Origin of the sequence: Duganella vulcania (assembly GCF_009857655.1) — a bacterium.
Classification (GTDB): domain Bacteria; phylum Pseudomonadota; class Gammaproteobacteria; order Burkholderiales; family Burkholderiaceae_D; genus Rugamonas; species Rugamonas vulcania.
The window spans coordinates 26,671-44,847 of the sequence record NZ_WWCX01000044.1; the positions used below are offsets into that span (position 1 = coordinate 26,671).

Sequence of the window (18,177 nt, forward strand, 5' to 3'; positions counted from 1 at the left end):
TCGATATGCAAGCGTGCGTACGCTGGCGCACATAATTGCCGCAAGGCTACACGACGGCCGGGGCGGCCTGGCGCTGCTTGTCGGCGTACATGGCGCGGTCGGCGCGGTTGAGCAGCATCTCGATGTCCTGCGGATCGTCGGGATGGTGGATGGCGATGCCGATGCTCGCGCTCAGCGAGACGGTGGCGGTCTTGAGGTGGAACGGCTGTTGCAGCGCCGGGCGCAGCTTGTCGGCGGTCTCCTGGGCGGCGGTGTCGCTGTGCAGGTTCTCCAGGATGACGACGAACTCGTCGCCCGCCAGCCGGCCCACGGTGTCGGTCTTGCGCACGGTGTGCTGGACCCGCACGGCGAACTGGCGCAGCAGCTCGTCGCCTTCCTCGTGGCCGTACTGGTCGTTGACCTGCTTGAAGCGGTCGAGGTCGAGGAAGAACACGGCGCAGCTGTGGCGCAGGCGGTTGGCGCGCTGGATCGCCTCGGCCAGCGCGGTCATCAGCGCGCGCCGGTTGGGCAGGCCGGTCAGCGTGTCGCGCAGCGCCATGGCCGCCATCGACTCGAACAGCGACTTGCGCTCGCTGATGTCGTGCAGGAAGGCGATGAACAGGTGGCCGCTGCTGCGCGGCACGTAGGCCAGCGACACCTCCACCGGCAGCTCCTGGCCGGCGCGGTTGTGCAGCGTGAGCTCGATGCGGCGGTTGAGCACCGTGTCGCCGCCGCACTCGGCCAGCTGGCGCATGTCGCGCTCATAGGCGCGGCGCAGCAGCGGCGGCAGCACCATGGCCGCCAGCGGCTGGCCGATCACCTCGGCGCGGCGCCAGCCGATCAGCTTTTCGGCCTGGCGGTTCCAGTCCAGCACCACGCCGCCCGGATCGAGCGCGATGAAGGCGTCGTGCGCGTTGTCCAGGATGGCGCGCAGCTCGGCCGCGCGTTCCTGCAGCAGCAGCTGCGTGCTCTGCTCCTGCGACAGCGCGCGCTCCAGCAGCAGCGCCTTGCGGGCGATCTCGCGGGTGCGCTCGCCCACCGTCGATTCCAGCTGCTCGTTCATGCTGCGCAGCGTGGCCAGGTGGCCCTGCTCGTTGCGCACCAGGTCGGCCAGCGCCTGCGACAGCACCTGCGCCTCGTGGAAGCTGTCGACCAGCGGGATGGGCGGCAGCGCGTCGGGCGCGGTGTCGGCCGGCGCGGCCGAGCGTTCCTCGATGTTCTTGCTGAGCGCATTGAGTGGCCGCGTGAGGCGCCGCGCCACCGCCGACGCGGCCAGCGCCATGGCCACGCCGAGGATGGCGCCCAGCAGCAGGATCTGGCGCTCCAGCGCGCGGGCGCCGGCCAGCGCCACGTCCTCGCGCTGGCGCACCAGCACCGACCAGGCCAGCGTGGCGGGATTGTTGGCGTCGCCGGTGCGCGAGAAGCCGGTCAGGTAGCTGTGGCCATCGGGCCAGGTCTCCTTCAGCGATCCCGGCGCGCCGGTTTGCGACAGCGCCAGGCTGGTGGCGGCGATGGTGGTTTCCTCGGTGCCCTTGGGGCCGAGCATCACGGTGCCGTCGGCGCGCACCACGTAGATGTCGGCCGAATACTGCTGGTCGGCCGGGGTGAGGATGGTGAGCGCCAGGCGCCGCGCCCAGTTCCAGCTCATATGCACGCACAGCACGCCGCGGTAGCTGCCGTCGCTGCGCCGCACCGGGCCGGCGGCGTCGACGAAGCGCCACGGGTCGGCGCTGTACGGCAGCTTCTTGCCGAGCAGGGTGGCGGGATGGAAGTCGCCGGCGTACAGTTTTTCGCGCCCGCCGCTGAACCATGCGCGCGTGCTGACATCCTGGCCTTCGAGCAGGCCCTGGGTGGCGGCGTAGACGCTGCCGTCGGGATTGGCCAGGCCGATCCACGCATAGTCCGGGAAGGTCTTTTGCAGGCTTTCGAGCACCTGGCGGATCTCGGCGGGGGAGCGGGCGTCGCGGATCTGCGGCAGCTCGGTGAGCAGCTGGACGTCGCCGGTGGCCTTCTGCACCACGCGGTTGAGCGCATCGCGCATCTGCCATGACAGCTGCTGCAGGCGCAGGCCCGCCTCGCGCTCGGCGTAGTCGATGGCGAAGTGATCGACCAGCACCAGCAGCGACAGCACTGACATCAGCACCGTCGCGGCCACGCCCGCTGTCACCAGCGTGGTGAGGCGCGGCCGGGCCGTGCGTGGGGTGGGCTGCGAGGTCATGGTTCGGGCCAAAAAAAGATGTCCGAAAGAAATTAAATTCATTGTAGCACCGGGCGTGGCGCCTGCCCCCGCCAGAGGGAGAAATTCCCCTTCAGGCGCCACGATTTGTCGTGTCATGGACAAATAACGTGCTTGACTTAATTAGAATGATCGTTCATTCTACGTGCCTATGCACAATTTTTATACAGAAAGTCCCACCATGGAAGCTCTTTTCTGCAGGACCGCAGCCCTGATCACCGCAGCCGCGCTCGCCGCCGGCTGCTCCCCATCCACGACCGAGGCACCGGGCGCTCACCGCGCACCGGTGGCGGAAGTGGGCGTTTTTAAGGTGGCGCCGGAAGCGCTGCACATCACGACCGAACTGCCGGGCCGCACCGCCGCCTTCCAGGTGGCCGAAGTGCGCCCGCAGGTCAGCGGCCTGATACAAAAACGCCTGTTCGTCGAAGGCGCCGACGTCAAGGCCGGCGTGGCGCTGTACCAGATCGACGCGGCCAGCTACCAGGCGGCCTACAACTCGGCCAAGGCGGCGCTGGCCAAGGCCAGGGCCAACCTGATGACCAGCGGCCCGAAAGTGGCGCGCTACAAGGACCTGGTGGCGATCGAGGGCGTGAGCCGGCAGGACTACGACGACGCCGTCGCCGCCAACGAGCAGGCCAAGGCCGACGTGGAATCGGCCGCCGCCGCGCTGGAGCAGGCGTCCATCAACCTCAAATACACGCACGTGGACGCGCCGATCAGCGGCCGTATCAGCCGCTCGGCCGTCACGCCGGGCGCGCTGGTGACGGCCAACCAGTCCACCGCGCTGACCACCGTGCAGCAGCTGGATCCGATCTATGTCGACGTCACGCAATCGAGCGAAGACCTGCTGCGCCTGAAGCGCGAGCTGGAAAGCGGCGGCCTGAAACAGTCCGGCGGCCAGGCCAGGGTCACGCTGCTGCTGTCGGACGGCAGCAAGTACGCGGAAAGCGGCAAGCTGCAGTTCTCCGACGTGACGGTCGATACCGGCACCGGCAATGTCACCTTGCGCGCGTTGTTCCCCAATCCCAAGCACGATCTGCTGCCCGGGATGTTCGTGCGCGCGGTGGTGGAGTCGGGCGTCAACGAGCAGGCCATCGCCGTGCCGCAGCAGGGCGTGACCCGCAACGCCAAGGGCGAGGCGACCGCGCTGGTGCTCAACAAGGAAGGCAAGGTCGAACAGCGCACGCTGGTCACCGGCGGCACCATGGGCGACCGCTGGCTGGTCAAGTCCGGCCTGAACGCGGGCGACCTGCTGATCGTCGAGGGCGTGCAGAAGGTGAAGCCTGGCGCGCCGGCCAACGCAGCGAAACCCGCCGCCGCCGTGGCCGTGGGCGGCGCCATGCCGTCCAGCGCCAAGAGCGCCCAGTAAAGGAGCATCGCCATGTCACGTTTCTTTATTGACCGCCCGATCTTCGCGTGGGTCGTCGCCATCGTCATCATGCTCTCGGGCGTGATCGCGATCCTCGGCCTGCCGGTCGCGCAGTATCCCAGCATCGCGCCGCCGTCGATTTCGATCAGCGGCTCGTATCCGGGCGCCTCCGCCAAGACGGTGGAAGATGCCGTCACCCAGGTCATCGAACAGAAGATGAAAGGCATCGACGGCTTGCGCTACATGTCCTCGTCGAGCGACGGCACCGGCGGCATCAGCATCACGCTGACCTTCAGGAGCGGCACCAACCCGGACATCGCGCAGGTGCAGGTGCAGAACAAGCTGCAGCTGGCCACGCCGCTGCTGCCGGCCATCGTCACGCAGCAAGGCCTGGTGGTGGCCAAGGCCACCAAGAACTTCATGATGGTGCTGGGCTTCGTGTCCGAGGACGGCGGCATGAAGCAGGCCGACCTGGGCGACTACGTGGCCGCCAACGTCATCGACCCGCTCAGCCGCATCGAAGGCGTGGGCGACGTGACGCTGTTCGGCGCCCAGTACGCGATGCGCATCTGGCTCGATCCGGCCAAGCTGCAAAGCTATCAATTGACGCCGGCCGACGTGACGGCCGCCATCACCGCGCAGAACACCGAAGTGTCGGCCGGTGAGCTGGGCGGCGCGCCCGCCGTGGCGGGGCAGCAGCTCAACGCCACCGTGTCGGCGCAGAGCCGCCTGCAGACCGCCGAGCAGTTCGGCGCGATCCTGCTGAAGACCGCCAGCAGCGGCGCCACCGTGCACCTGCGCGACGTGGCCCGCATGGAGCTGGGCAGCGAGAACTACAACGTGCTGGCCCGCTACAACGGCAAGCCGGCCACCGGTGTCGCCATCAAGCTGGCCACCGGCGCCAACGCGCTCGATACCGCCAACGCCGTCAAGGCGCGCATCGCGGTGATGGAGAAGCAGTTCCCGGCCGGGATGAAGGCGGTGATCGCCTTCGACACCACGCCGTTCGTCAAGCTGTCGATCGAGGAAGTGGTCAAGACGCTGGTGGAGGCGGTGATCCTGGTGTTCCTGGTGATGTACCTGTTCCTGCAAAACTTCCGCGCCACGTTGATCCCGACGATGGCGGTGCCGGTGGTGCTGCTGGGGACTTTCGCCATCCTGTCGGCGCTGGGCTACTCGATCAATACGCTGACCATGTTCGCGGTGGTGCTGGCGATCGGCCTGCTGGTCGATGACGCCATCGTGGTGGTGGAGAACGTCGAGCGCGTGATGACGGAGGAGGGCTTGTCGCCGATCGAGGCGACGCGCAAATCGATGGGCCAGATCAGCGGCGCGCTGGTCGGCATTGCGATGGTGCTGTCGGCGGTGTTCGTGCCGATGGCTTTCTTCGGCGGCTCCACCGGCGTGATCTACCGCCAGTTCTCGGTGACGATCGTGTCGGCGATGGTGCTGTCGGTGCTGGTGGCGATGATCTTCACGCCGGCGCTGTGCGCGACCCTGCTCAAGCCTGTGGCCAAGGGCCATACGGCCATCAACACCGGTTTCTTCGGCTGGTTCAACCGCAGCTTCGACCGCGGCAGCTTCAAGTACCAGGGCTGGGTGGGCGCGCTGCTGAACCGCAGCGGACGTTCGCTGGTGATGTACGCGCTGCTGCTGGCGGTGCTGGCCTTCGTGTTCGTGCGCCTGCCGACTTCCTTCCTGCCGGAGGAAGACCAGGGCGTGCTGTTCTCGCAAATCCAGCTGCCGACCGGCGCGACCCAGCAGCGCACGCTGAAGGTGATCGAAAAAGTCGAGCAGCACTTCCTGACCGAGGAGAAGGATTCGGTGGCGTCGGTGTTCGCGGTGGCTGGCTTCAGCTTCAGCGGCAATGGCCAGAACACCGGTATCGCCTTCGTGCGGATGAAGGACTGGTCCGAGCGCAAGGGCGCCGGCCAGCGCGTGAATGCGATTGTCGGCCGTGCCATGGGCAGCTTCTCGCAGATCAAGGATGCGATGGTGTTCGCCTTCGCGCCGCCTGCGGTGCTGGAACTGGGTAACGCCAGCGGCTTCGACCTGCAGCTGCAGGACCAGGGCGGCGTGGGCCACGATGCGCTGATGGCGGCGCGTAACCAGATGCTGGGCATGGCGTCCCAGAATCCGGTGCTGATGGCGGTGCGTCCGAACGGACAGGAAGATACGCCGCAGTACAAGATCACCGTCGACCAGCAGAAGGCCACCGCGCTGGGCTTGTCCATCGCCGATGTGAACAAGGTGCTGAGCACCGCCTGGGGCAGCGCCTACGTCAACGACTTCGTGGACCGCGGCCGCGTGAAGAAGGTGTACATGCAGGGCCAGCCCGATTCGCGCATGTCGCCGGAAGACCTGGGCAAATGGTTTGTCCGCAATGCCGACGGCGAGATGGTGCCTTTCTCGGCCTTCTCGACCGGCAAGTGGATCTACGCGTCGCCGCGCCTGGAACGCTACAACGGCCTGCCGTCGACCGAGATCCTCGGCATGCCGGCGCCGGGCCAGAGTTCGGGCGCCGCGATGGCGGAAATCGAAAAGATGGCGGCCAAGCTGCCGCCTGGTATCGGCTTCGAGTGGACCGGCCTGTCGACCGAGGAACGCGACTCCGGGTCGCAAACCACGCAGCTGTATGCGATCTCGATCCTGATCGTGTTCCTGTGCCTGGCCGCGCTGTATGAAAGCTGGTCGATTCCGTTCTCGGTGCTGCTGATCGTGCCGCTGGGCGTGATCGGCACGGTGCTGGCGACGTTTGTGTTCAAGCTGTCGAACGACGTGTACTTCCAGGTCGGCTTGCTGACCGTGGTGGGCCTGGCCGCGAAGAACGCGATCCTGATCGTGGAGTTTGCGAAGGAGCTGCAGGAGCAGGGCGTGGAACTGAAGCAGGCGACCTTGCAGGCTGTGCGCCTGCGGTTGCGTCCCATTCTGATGACGTCCATCGCGTTTGGCCTCGGCGTGCTGCCGCTGGCGATCAGCAGCGGCGCCGGTTCCGGCAGCCAGAACGCGATCGGCGTCGGCGTGTTGGGCGGGATGCTGTCCGCCACCTTCCTGGGCATCTTCTTTGTGCCGGTGTTCTTTGTACTGGTGCGCGGTTTCTTCAGCAAGAAGGCCGCCGCTCCTGTTGCCGCTGTGGAGGCGCATTAATCATGAAAAAATCTTTACTCACTTTGGCGGCGCTGGCGATGCTAAGCGGCTGCAGCCTGGCACCGGTGTATGAACGTCCGGCGCAGCCGGTGGCGCAAGCCTGGCCGGCCGGCGATGCCTACAAGGGCGTGCCTGCAGCGGCGGCCGACGCCAGGCCGGTGTCCGAAATCCAGTGGCGCGAATATTTCGCCGACGAGCGCCTGCGCAAGGTGATCGAGCTGGCGCTGGCCAACAACCGCGACCTGCGCGTATCGGTGCTCAACATCGAGAAGGCCAAGGCCCAGTACAACATCGACAGCGCGGCCTTGCTGCCGAAGCTGTCGGCCAACGTCAGCCAGAGCGCATCGCGCACGCCGTCGACCATGACCGGCACCGGCGAGGCGGCCATCAACCGCCAGTACAGCGGCGGGCTGGCGATGGCGTCGTATGAGCTGGACTTCTTCGGCAAGGTGCGCAACCTGTCGGAGGCTGGCTTGCAGACCTACCTCGGCACCGAGGAGGCGCGCCGTGCGCAGCAGATCACGCTGGTGGCCGAAGTGGCCAATGCCTACCTGACGCTGATCGCCGACCAGCAGCGTCTGAAGCTGGCGGCGGAAACGCTGCGCAGCCAGCAGACTTCCTATGACCTGAGCCGGAAGCGCTTCGATTCCGGCGTCACCTCCGGCGTCGACATGTACGAGGCGCAGACCAGCGTGGAATCGGCGCGCAGCGACATGGCGGTCTACACCGCGCAGGTGGCGCTGGACCAGAACGCGCTGACGCTGCTGGTCGGCGGCGGCGTGCCCGCGGACCTGCTGCCAGCGGGCGAGCTGGATGCGGTGACGCAGATGGCGGCGATTCCGGCCGGCCTGCCATCGGACCTGCTGCAATCGCGGCCCGACGTGCAGGAAGCCGAACGCGCGCTGCGCGCCGCCAACGCCAACATCGGCGTGGCGCGCGCCGCCTTCTTCCCCAGCATATCGCTGACGGCGTCGGGCGGCAGCGCGAGCCGCAACTTGTCCGGCCTGTTCAAGGCGGGATCGTCGACGTGGAGCTTCGTCCCGCAGATCAATTTGCCGATCTTCGACGGCGGCGTCAATCGCGCCAACCTGGATATCGCCAAGGCCAATCGCGACATCTCGGTGGCGCAGTACGAGAAGGCGATCCAGGTGGCGTTCCGCGAAGTGGCGGACGCGCTGGCCCAGCGCGGCACGCTGGACGAGCGCATCGCCTCGCAGCAGGCGCTGGTCGACGCGGCCGACAAGAGCTTCCGCATCCACGAGGCGCGCTACCGCAAGGGCGCGGACTCGTACCTGAACGCGCTGGTGTCGCAGCGTGCGCTGTACGCGGCGCAGCAAGGGCTGATCACCGCGCGGCTGGGCAAGTCCAGCAACGCGGTCACGCTGTACAAGGTGCTGGGCGGCGGCTGGCAGCCGGAAGCCGCGCCACAGCGGGGCTAGGGCGGTTGGGGCGGCGGGCGCCGAGTGTTGTGCGCCCGCCGTCTCCGGTCGCTGATAAATTGACAAAAGTGGCAGCCTTCGCCACAGTACCGCCTCAGGCAAGACCGTTACCCAAGGAAGACCCCATGACCGCACCCATCGCAAAACGACGTACCGACCCGGAACGGGCGCAGAACCGGCGCAACCAGGTGCTGGAAGCGGCCGCCGTCTGCTTTGCGCGCAGCGGCTTCCATGGCGCCAGCATGGCCGAGATATCCAAGCAGGCCGGCATGAGCGCGGGGCATATTTACAACTACTTCGACGGCAAGGACGCCATCATCCTGGCCTTTGTGGCGCGCGAGGCGGAACATGTCTCGGGGCTGCTGCGCGACCTGGCCTCGCGCGAGGATCCGCTCGAAGCGATCCTGGAAGATGCGCCCATCCACATCGACGAGTCGCTGGACCCGCAGCCGTGGGGCGTGCCGCTGGAGATGTTTGCCGAGGCTTCGCGCAATCCGGTCATCGCCGCCAAGATGCGCGAGAACGAAGAAGTCTCGCGGGCGCAGTTGCGTGAGCTGGTCAAGCGCGGGCGCGAACAGCGCAACCTGCCGGTGGACGACGTGCTGCTGGACGGCCGCCTCGACACGCTGATCTCCTACTTCCACGGCCTGACGATACGTGCGCTGTACCGGCCCGACATGGACCGCGCCAGCCTGGCGGACGCCTTCCGCGTCGCCATGCGCGCGCTGTTGATGACCTGATTTGTCTCGTATTGTTTCCGTCCGCTGCACGCGGGCGGAGGCTGTTGTACCATGCCTGATGTCCCATTCCAGCTATCGGAGCATCATGCCATCCTACGTTTTCCCCGCTCACGACATCGTCGGCCTGCCGGTCGCCGGTACTTCCGACCTGTTCCCGGTACGCCGCGTCTACTGCGTCGGCCGCAACTACGCCGCGCACGCGCGCGAGATGGGCTTCGACCCTGACCGCGAGCCGCCGTTCTTCTTCTGCAAACCGAATGACGCGCAGGCGGTCATCCCGGTGGCGCCGGGCGCCGTGCTGGAGCTGCCGTACCCGCAGTTGACCAACAACCTGCACTACGAGTGCGAACTGGTGGTCGCCATCGGCACGGGCGGCAGCGACATCGCCGTGGAGGACGCGGCCGGACATATCTTCGGCTACGCGGTGGGGCTGGACATGACGCGGCGCGACCTGCAATTCAAGATGCGCGACGCCGGCCGCCCGTGGGAAATCGGCAAGGCGTTCGACTACTCGGCGCCGGTGGGCCTGATCCACCGCGCGGCCGAAGCGGGCGATATCAACCACGCGGCGATCCGGCTGGACGTGGATGGCGTGACCAAGCAGTCGGCCACCATCGATCACCTGATCTGGTCGATCAGCGAGACCATCGCGAATTTGTCCACGCTGTTCGCCCTGGCGCCGGGGGATTTGATCTTCAGCGGCACGCCGGAGGGCGTGGGCGCGGTGGTGCGCGGGCAGACGCTGGTCGGAGAAGTGGACGGCCTGTCCGGCATCTCCGTCAAATTGGTATAAACCGTTTATAGCAAGGCGGCGATGGCCGTCAGGGCGGCCAGGGCGCCCATCGCCAGGCCGACATCGCGCGGGCTGGCGACATCCGGTTCGCGCGGATTAATCCTTATCATGCGGCCGCCATGCTTGATCACCACGCGCTGGCTGAAATTGCGCACCGACGGTATCGCGACGCCCGCACCCAACTCGATCACCAGCGGACGTTGCGCCGCCTGCAGCACGGCTTGCAGGCGCGCCTCCTGCATCACGGCGCGGCGTTCGTTCCATCCCCAATCGCCGAACATCAGGATATTCGGCCGCGCCATGCCGCCGCAGTGCGGGCATAACGGCGCGGCGTTCAGCAGGCGGCAGGCGTCGGTATCGACCTGCGGCGCGAAGGCGTCGGCGCTCCAGATGTCGGGGCCGCAGGGCTCCATGCATTGCAGGTGATGGATGGAGCCGTGGCATTCGTAGATGCGCTGCGGGTCGAAGCCGGCGCGCTGGAAGTGGCCGTCGACGTTGCTGGTGAAGACGCCGTAGCCGCCCTCCATCTGGTCGCCCCAGGCCTTGAGCAGGGCGAAGCCGGCGTGCGGCGCGGTGTCGCGGTAGAGCTGCAGGCGATGGCCGTAGAAGCCCCAGGCCAGCGCGGGATCGGAACGGAAGGTGTAGGGCGTGGCGACACTGGCGAATTCCATGCCGGCGCGGCCGAGGGCGGGGTAGACTTTCCAGAAGCCGTCGTTGCCGCGGAAGTCGGGCAGGCCGGAATCGACGCCCATGCCGGCGCCGGCGGCGATGATCAGGGCATCGGCCTGGCGGACGAGATCGGCGGCTTGTTCGAGGGCGGCGAGGTCGGCGGGGGAGTGCATGCGGGTTTCGATAGCGGGCGGAAATTCCTATCTTACTCCAGCCGGGCGGGGTGTTGCGGCCACGCGAAAGCAAACATGACAAATACTTAAAGGGGCTGCTATAATCTCAAATTCGTCGGGGCGTAGCGCAGCCTGGTAGCGTACTTGCATGGGGTGCAAGGGGTCGGAAGTTCGAATCTTCTCGCCCCGACCAATAGAATCAACAGCTTAGGCCAGTCTTCGGACTGGCCTTTGTTGTTTTTATAAGTCCGTACCCCAACAAATACCCCAACAAACTTCTTTTAGCGGTCAAACCCGCGTCTCACGATTTTCTGCCGGTGTTGGGGTACAACGGCGACTGGCCTCGATACGGCTTTCCACCCAGGCCAGCACCTCTTCCCGAACCCATGCCGAAGCGTGCCTGGTGATCTTAACCCGCGCCGGGAATTCGCCGCGCTTGGTGTAGGCGTACACGGTGCTGCGCGACAGCCCGCAGATCGCCATCACTTCCGGCAGGCGGATCATTCGTGTGGTGCGGGGCAGGGATGATCGTTTCATGTCTTCCTCCTTTGTCCATGTGCTGCCAGCACTGTCCTCCGGTTGCCGCGTAAGTGCGACCCGAAATGGGCCTGGTTTTTGGCGTCGATTCTTAGCTAGCCTGGTCGACAAATAAATCGAAGAGAATTTCAAGGCGGTGATACGGGCGCGATGCAAGGCGGAGGACAATATGCTTTTCGACGCGAAGGATCGCCCTTCACGCAACTTGGCATCGCGCCAGGCGTAGCGCTCGTCACGCGCCCTTAGTCTCTACATTCGTTTTTAGATTGGCTTCGCCTTTGAGCGAAGCCGCGGTCAGTCCATGACGGGCTGCATCCTTATAGCGCATCCTTCCCCTGAGGACGATGCGCATCACACCGTGCGCACTCACGCACTGTCACCACCTCACGCGGCGATCTGCCGCCGCGTGCATGCCGATACGCCGCCCTAGTCTGCGGCGCGAACCGCGCGTCGTTACTGGCGGCCTGCTGCCAGTGACGACGCGCTAGCAGCCAAGCGCTATATGGGCTCCGCCGCTGTTTTTTCAGTGACGCCGGCCAGTGACAGCGGACCTACCGCCATCAGCGCAGCAGAACGCTGCTTGCCAACTACGCCCCTCGTGGGCCGACAACGTGTGCGAGGCACACCCCATGGACCCTGGGTAACTGGTCCCACCGCGATCAGGCTTCTACAAGGAGCGGATCGCGGCGCCATACGCGCATGCGGCGCGGGCAAGCAGTGAACATACCGCATACACGGGAGTGGTGTCCCGGGGCCTTTACAAACCGTTCTTGCTGCGGCAAGCACGATGGCCAGAAACACTCATCGGACTCGATCACACCAGGTTTGATTTTAGGAGCATGCGATGCGCGACTTGAACTATCAACTCAAGCAGCTGTGCGACCGTAATCGCGACGGCAGCTACGCCACGCAGTCCGACCGCGCGCGGATACTCTCGCACGTGGCCAACCAGCTGCACGATCTCGGATATCGCCATATGAATGCTGACAGTCTGCGTCCCAAGCATGTGGACGCGCTGGTGCAGCAGTGGAAGGCCGATGGCGTCAGCGCCGGCACGATGAAGAACCGAATGAGCGCCATACGATGGTGGGCGCAGAAGATCGGCAAGGACAACATCATCGCGCGCGACAACGGCAGCTACGATATCGACAAGCGCACCTTTGTCACCAACATCTCCAAGGCCGAGGTACTTGATGATGCACGCCTGGCGAAGATCACGGATGCCTACACGGCGATGTCGCTGCAGCTACAAGCGGCGTTTGGCTTAAGGCGCGAGGAGAGCATCAAGATCGTTCCCGTGTGGGCCGATGGCGGCGATCGACTGAAGCTGAAGGACACATGGACCAAGGGCGGCAAGTATCGTGAGATCGCCATCCGCACGCCGGAACAACGCACCGTGCTCAATGAGGCCAAACAGCTTGCGGTTGGCACGAGCCTTATTCCGTCTAATCTACGATATCGCGATCAGCTTCAGCGCTTTCGCGCGCAGTGCGATAAGGCGGGAATTCATGGCGTCCATGGACTGCGCCACAACTTCGCGCAGGAACGCTACCGCCAGCTCACCGGCTGGCACAGCCCGGCGCGAGGAGGCCCGAGGTCATCTCAGTTAGCGCCGGAGCAAAGGCAGCGTGATCTCTCTGCGCGCTTGCTACTGTCGGAAGAAATGGGCCACGGCCGAGAGCAAATCACAGCCGTGTATTTGGGGCGCTAACGAGTTAAGTTTTCAGGCGGTGACAATTTAAGAGAATTTTCTCAGATGCAATAACTATAATGATTGGCGGCCTATCCGGATTTGTCCTAGTCAAGGGCCGAATGAGCAGCATACCGATCCAAACAACGTTGGGGGGCAAGTGGAAAATGAACATACAGCCGCGCAGGCTGAAATTGTAGCGAGCGAGCTGTTCAGTGAATTTTTTTGGAACAAACTTGGTCCGACGAATCACGACTGGCCCTGCGAAGAGCAAGAATTGCATCAGGTCAAAACTCATCCGTGTGACGTAGTCTACTATTACGACGAACCCTATGCTGCTCGACAAACATATGTTCATTGCGACCTGAAAAGTTACGCGAAAGGATCCATCACGTCGTTGGCCTTGAAAGTTGCAGCAGAAAGCTTAGCTAGGCAGGTCGCTTGTGCTGAACGAAGTGAAGAGTGGCGCAAGCTTCATACTCAAGATCATGTCACATTTATCGTTAGCGGCCTGCTATTTGTGTATAACCATGATGGCGAATATGATAAGGATTTTAATTCGAGTTTAATTGGCATCACTCCAGAGTCGCTGCAATTACCCAGGGGCAGTAGGTTGTTCATCTTAGGTCCTAAGGAGATTTTTTGGCTTGACAATGTACGAGATGAAATTCAACGCATGAGGGGGAAGAAGAATGCTGAAATTCCACAAGCAGAATTCTGTTCTTACTTTCATCCACAGTTGATACGGCGAGCAAATTTGCAGGTAAAAAAGGCGAAGGCTGCGACGCTTGAAACTTTAACTTCGCCAATTATCATTCTTGAACACTCAGACCCACGTGGCTCAGCGAAGCGTGGTGTGGTTGTGTTTTATGGACGTGCTGGAGAGTCTGCAGATGAATTTATGTATCTGATCGATACTTTACGTAAGTATGAACTACTTGATGGTCGCACCGATGTGGTGGTGAAGACTTTAGACGCATCTCGCGTCTCTTCTCCTATGTTCGAGAAGGCAAAACTGCAATATCTCGAAGGCCTCGCTGGGAGCACTACGGATCTCGGAGACTACGTTAGGCAGATACGGTATGAGCCTATGTCCCATATTAAAACATCTTATTCTAATATTGATCTTGGGACCTGGTCATGAATGCTTTTCTAGATCACCTCAGTGCAAATGATAATGATATTTATGATCTTATTATTTCAGGAAAACAGCGTCTAACAGAAACTGTATTGAGGGACTTTCTTCGAGATAGAGGAATATTTTGCTCTCCAGAAGACGATCGTGAACAGCTTGCTGATTACATTTCCATCCTTCCGCATGGTTATCACGATGTCGCGATGATTATGCAAAAAAGAGAGCCCCATCAACGCCGCGATAAAACTACATCGGTTAGATTGAATGTCCTGCTGCCTATGGAGGAACTTAAAGCCGCAGCGGCAGAATACGCGAATGAGGTTGGTAGCCGAGAACGTGTTACGCATAGGCCAGCCGCTAATGGGAGTTACGTCGTTAGCGTTGCCTATGATGAGTACAATCGAACAAAAACCAGGTTGTTGCAACGCGAAAAACAGGACGCTGAGATCGAGTTTTTAGTGCAAGACGGGCAGACAATTGTACGACTTCCTGCAACTGAAAAGGCGCAGCGAATTATTGCGACATTGAAAAATAACGTGGAACGGAGCCGAAAAGAACACATTTTAACGGACGCGATAGAGCTAATCGGTATTACAAGTGCTGAACTTCGATCAAGATTTTTCACGCAATTAATATCACAAGTTCCTGGGTTAAAGCTAATTAATGTTATGAGCTTGAAGGTGTCTTCCGAAAGGTCCGAAGATGGCGAGGAAGATAATTCGTTGGACTTCGACGAGCAGGATCAAGATCAGGAGGGAGCCGATGCTTTAATGTTCGCAGCTGTGGTTCATAGCATGCATCTAAGCGGGCAAAATTTAGTGCAATCTCAAGAGTATAAAGATTTAACGAAACGAGGATTTTATATTACGGCAATCTCTTGGCGTGCTGAAATTCAGACTGAACCGCCAGATATAATACAGTTCGAGGCAGGTTTTCAAGATAGAAAGCAAGGTAAGGGATTCAAGTATAGTGTCACAGGAGCATTTAGAGCCCACAAGGGAACACATCGGAAGACCATTGTTCCGGTGCTGGAGGCCGAGAAGGCATCGCTCTTCGCTTCGATCGAGTCAACTGCGCGTAAGATAATTACTGAGCTTCAGAGTGTCAGTGCCGGGGGGGCGGCTGTGGAGGGGGATAGCGATGACCCGTTATAGATGGTTGAGTGCCGAATGGCCAGTCTCCATAGCTACGCTCGCGAAGCGACTGAAGGCCAAGCCGTTTAGCTCTCAAGTTAGGCATGGCTTTGTTGTTGATCGAGTAAGAGATGAATCGTTGGAAGGACGATATATCGAACGAATCGAGTATAAAGAAACGGTCACGGACCCTTTCGGCGTTGAGCTATCTTTCGAACGGGTTGAATTTAAAAAGTCCGAATTTCGTATCTCTATTTCCCGTCCGGGGTTGGAGATACGGGAAGCTCCGCGCAGTTTCCAAGGGTTGATGAATCAATTATCTGAGGTTGTTGATTTTAAGGTGTCTATAGCGTCAGAGTCAGTTTCTGTTCTTGAATGGGCTGATAAAATTCAGTACCTGGCTAAGAGGCCGATAATTATTGATTCGATACAAATAAATTCATTAAGTCTAAAAGAAGGAGTGAGTGCGAAAATTATTGTAAAAGGTGAGAAAGACGTACGGGTCGCATGTGATGCTCTCACCAAAGGTAGGCACTATTTGTTGGAAAAGGTGCAATTACGTTTCGTCGATAATATTAGCAACGGCTTCATTATTTTGGGAAGTTCTGGTTCGGCCAATCTGGAAATTGATGATTCCTCAGGTGAGCTTTTGAAGATTGTTCGTGAAGGGTTATCTTTTCTTAAAAATTAATATGGATTTTCGATAATTTATTTTCTGAAATTATCTTGTTATGTCAAGAAAAATTACAATGGGGAGGCTAGTTGAAACGTGCTTTTTATAAACGCTGGAAATAATAAATTCTTGGCGATTTTATGTAAATAGAGTAAGCTGCACTTACACTAAATTTTAAGCGCGCTGTATGAGAGTCATCGACCTAATCCACCAATTGTTGCCAGCGGGTACTGATGCTGCGTATTTGGTTGATCCACCAACTACCGCAGTACTTAAGCGTCCCGGTGGGGCCCAAGCCACTTTTCCCAATTATTCTCTTTGTCCTGTATGGCCTCCTGACCTTTTTGCGGTTGTTGGTACAATTATCGACCGCACAGGATGTTATACACGTGCAAGTCCAGACCGAATATTTTTAGCTCATCATGATAAATATCTGTCTGACGTGATTTCTATCGCGGCGTCGTGGGATTCGATGATTCGCGTACCTCAAGCTGTCCAGAATTTATGGCATCTTCTTGTGTCGAACCACGGTAAGGTGCCGCTTGAGGATGTCTGCACGCTAGATGGAGTGAGCGATACCTTGCTGATGCTTTTTGCTATAGCTGACGAGGCAAGTGCAGGTATGGGATGGGATTTTGATCCTGAAAATCCTGCGGCGACTGAATTTGCACTCAACGTGGTAGTTAACGCAGTGCTGGATGAGGATGATATTGATGAATTTAGGTTGCCGCATTGGCCAAGTTCTCTTTGCGGTATCGTTTCGCCGAATCACGTAATTGTTTTGCCTAAGTCGATCACAACCACCAAGGGATGCACAATTAGGTCTCTGAGCCATCATTTGGCTCTGTTGCCTTGCCAGACAATGCTGGAACCATCTTGGCAACTCGTATCGAGGTTCGAAGAAACCCGCACGACAGAGCAAATGAATTTGCTTCTGGTACCTTTTCCGTTCGAACTCCCAGCTGGGAGTTTTAAGCTAACTTCCCCGCGACAGTCCCTAAGCAATGGAACCACTCTCGCCGCTTATTTTGGCTTGCAACAAGATTGGTTGAAGTTATCTGATGGAGAGATGATTTCCGGCGCTGATCTCGCTAGGCAACTGGTAATTCCGCTGATTAATGCTGCGACTAGGAAATCCGGTGCGACCCCCACAGGTGTCGTACTCCCTGAGTGCGCGCTTTCTCAAGGAGTGGCCGAGCAACTTGTAACTGCTTTGGCAAAAACGGGTATCGAATTCTTGATTACGGGTGTGCTTGAGCAGGATCCTGCTAGTGGTCGGTGGTTGAATTCAGCCAAGACATATTCCTTCGTTGGTCCCAACGTGGTGGTGTCGATGCGCCAGAGCAAACATCACCGTTGGCGTATCGACAAAGCTCAGGCTACTTCATATGGCCTGGATTTTGACCCGGACAAGACGAATTCCCAATGGTGGGAGGACATCGATGTCAGTCGCCGCCAACTACCGTTTTATGCAGTCCGCCGTGACATGTCCATGGTAACTTTGATTTGTGAGGATCTTGCTCGTATGGATCCAGCGATGAACGCTATTCGTGCAGTAGGCCCGAACCTGGTCATTGCATTGCTAATGGACGGGCCGCAATTGGCTACTCGGTGGCCTGGAAGATACGCTTCTGTTCTAGGTGACGAGCCGGGCTGCGCTGTCTTGACCGTGACTTGTGCCGCGACAGTGGACTTGTCCAATAACAATTTTAAGACGGGTAATCCAAACGCGGTTCTAACTCGAACGGTGGCACGCTGGACCCAGGCAGACGGTCATTCCAATTCGATTGATTTGGCCGATGGTGATTTGGGGGTGCTGGTCACTGTGCAGAGCAAGCCGAAACATCAGACTACACTAGACAACAGATCGGATCGTTCGTCTTCACGTGAGCTATCTTTTTTGTCGAGTAGTTCGCTTGGGTTAAAATAGCCACTTCAAGGTTTGTTCGAACATTTAGTTCGGATTAGACTGGCTTCAAAAGGAACATTGCCATGGCAAAGACCAAATTTATTTTCGATGCGGCAGGAAGGAAGCTTTCTTCTGCTGAGCAATTTGCTGTCCGTGTGTTCCGTGATAAGTATGCCGTTGGAGCTGTAACTGAATCGGATCAGGACGCGCAGCATAAGATAGCTGCGATCGAGTCGAAAGCTCGAAAGGCGTTGAGTCAAGGGAAGATCTTCCAGACCCAATTCGCCGTCGAAATCAAAAAGGCTGGCTTCCAAGGAACCATGCTCGTCATTAGAGACCTTGACCATCGCCCTAAGAGTGGCTTCACCGCCACAAAAGAAGGACACGTGGGGCGCATTGGGAACGCGCGCTCAGTAGTGCAGTTGGAGAGTGAGCAAGCGTCCAAGAGTGGCCCGAGCATCGTCTCGAAGAGGGCTAAAGCGAAAAAAGCAATTGGTAAGGTGTCGCGGCAGGTTGCCAAAGGCTGATCAACTTTAGCAAATCGACGTTTCGCGC

General features: G+C 60.1%; 14 protein-coding genes and 1 tRNA gene. 12 read left to right on the plus strand and 3 right to left on the minus strand.

Annotation, left to right across the window (positions count from 1 at the left end; translation table 11 throughout):
* Positions 1-46 precede the first annotated feature (46 nt).
* On the minus strand, positions 47-2,197 hold the full coding sequence (locus tag GTP90_RS21225; RefSeq protein WP_175048173.1) for a diguanylate cyclase domain-containing protein: 2,151 nt from the start codon (positions 2,195-2,197) through the stop codon (positions 47-49).
* Between the two features lie 199 nt (positions 2,198-2,396).
* Between GTP90_RS21225 and GTP90_RS21230 the strand changes: the two genes are divergently transcribed.
* The 5 genes from GTP90_RS21230 (at position 2,397) to GTP90_RS21250 (ending at position 9,703) form a co-directional block, all read left to right on the plus strand.
* Positions 2,397-3,584 (plus strand): efflux RND transporter periplasmic adaptor subunit, encoded by a 1,188-nt coding sequence (locus tag GTP90_RS21230; protein WP_161085410.1) that lies wholly within the window; start codon positions 2,397-2,399, stop codon positions 3,582-3,584.
* 12 nt (positions 3,585-3,596) lie between these two features.
* Positions 3,597-6,731: an efflux RND transporter permease subunit gene (locus tag GTP90_RS21235; protein ID WP_161085411.1), complete on the plus strand. Its 3,135-nt coding sequence runs from the start codon at positions 3,597-3,599 to the stop codon at positions 6,729-6,731.
* A 2-nt stretch (positions 6,732-6,733) separates the two neighbouring features.
* Positions 6,734-8,170 carry an AdeC/AdeK/OprM family multidrug efflux complex outer membrane factor gene (adeC, locus tag GTP90_RS21240; RefSeq protein ID WP_161085412.1) on the plus strand — a complete coding sequence of 479 codons (1,437 nt, stop codon included), beginning with the start codon at positions 6,734-6,736 and terminating at the stop codon, positions 8,168-8,170.
* A 125-nt stretch (positions 8,171-8,295) separates the two neighbouring features.
* A complete protein-coding gene (locus GTP90_RS21245; protein WP_161085413.1) occupies positions 8,296-8,910 on the plus strand; it encodes a TetR/AcrR family transcriptional regulator in 615 nt (204 codons plus the stop codon).
* A gap of 85 nt (positions 8,911-8,995) precedes the next feature.
* Positions 8,996-9,703, plus strand: coding sequence for a fumarylacetoacetate hydrolase family protein (locus GTP90_RS21250; RefSeq protein ID WP_161085414.1), 708 nt, complete (start codon positions 8,996-8,998; stop codon positions 9,701-9,703).
* 5 nt (positions 9,704-9,708) lie between these two features.
* Here the strand turns inward: GTP90_RS21250 and GTP90_RS21255 are convergent, their stop codons facing one another.
* Positions 9,709-10,545, minus strand: coding sequence for an SIR2 family NAD-dependent protein deacylase (locus tag GTP90_RS21255; RefSeq protein ID WP_161085415.1), 837 nt, complete (start codon positions 10,543-10,545; stop codon positions 9,709-9,711).
* 116 nt (positions 10,546-10,661) lie between these two features.
* On the opposite strand from GTP90_RS21255, the gene GTP90_RS21260 reads away from it, so the two are divergent.
* Positions 10,662-10,738, plus strand: a tRNA-Pro gene (locus GTP90_RS21260).
* Positions 10,739-10,833: 95 nt separating this feature from the next.
* On the opposite strand, the gene GTP90_RS21265 is transcribed toward GTP90_RS21260, so the two are convergent.
* Positions 10,834-11,082, minus strand: coding sequence for a helix-turn-helix transcriptional regulator (locus tag GTP90_RS21265; protein ID WP_254451974.1), 249 nt, complete (start codon positions 11,080-11,082; stop codon positions 10,834-10,836).
* An 844-nt stretch (positions 11,083-11,926) separates the two neighbouring features.
* Between GTP90_RS21265 and GTP90_RS21270 the strand changes: the two genes are divergently transcribed.
* From GTP90_RS21270 to GTP90_RS21295, 6 genes are all read left to right on the plus strand, one after another.
* A complete protein-coding gene (locus tag GTP90_RS21270; protein ID WP_161085416.1) occupies positions 11,927-12,793 on the plus strand; it encodes a phage integrase N-terminal domain-containing protein in 867 nt (288 codons plus the stop codon).
* Between the two features lie 139 nt (positions 12,794-12,932).
* Entirely contained in the window at positions 12,933-13,916 is a 984-nt protein-coding gene (locus GTP90_RS21275; RefSeq protein ID WP_371875103.1) for a PD-(D/E)XK nuclease domain-containing protein, read from the plus strand.
* Entirely contained in the window at positions 13,913-15,061 is a 1,149-nt protein-coding gene (locus tag GTP90_RS21280) for a hypothetical protein (protein WP_161085417.1), read from the plus strand. The genes GTP90_RS21275 and GTP90_RS21280 overlap by 4 nt, the downstream gene beginning before the upstream one ends.
* Positions 15,048-15,731: a hypothetical protein gene (locus tag GTP90_RS21285; protein ID WP_161085418.1), complete on the plus strand. Its 684-nt coding sequence runs from the start codon at positions 15,048-15,050 to the stop codon at positions 15,729-15,731. Before GTP90_RS21280 ends, GTP90_RS21285 begins: the two co-directional genes overlap by 14 nt.
* 169 nt (positions 15,732-15,900) lie before the next feature.
* The gene (locus tag GTP90_RS21290) at positions 15,901-17,643 is read left to right on the plus strand and encodes a hypothetical protein (protein ID WP_161085419.1); all 1,743 of its coding nucleotides are present in this window, start codon (positions 15,901-15,903) and stop codon (positions 17,641-17,643) included.
* A gap of 62 nt (positions 17,644-17,705) precedes the next feature.
* On the plus strand, positions 17,706-18,149 hold the full coding sequence (locus GTP90_RS21295; RefSeq protein WP_161085420.1) for a hypothetical protein: 444 nt from the start codon (positions 17,706-17,708) through the stop codon (positions 18,147-18,149).
* The last annotated feature ends 28 nt before the right edge of the window (positions 18,150-18,177 follow it).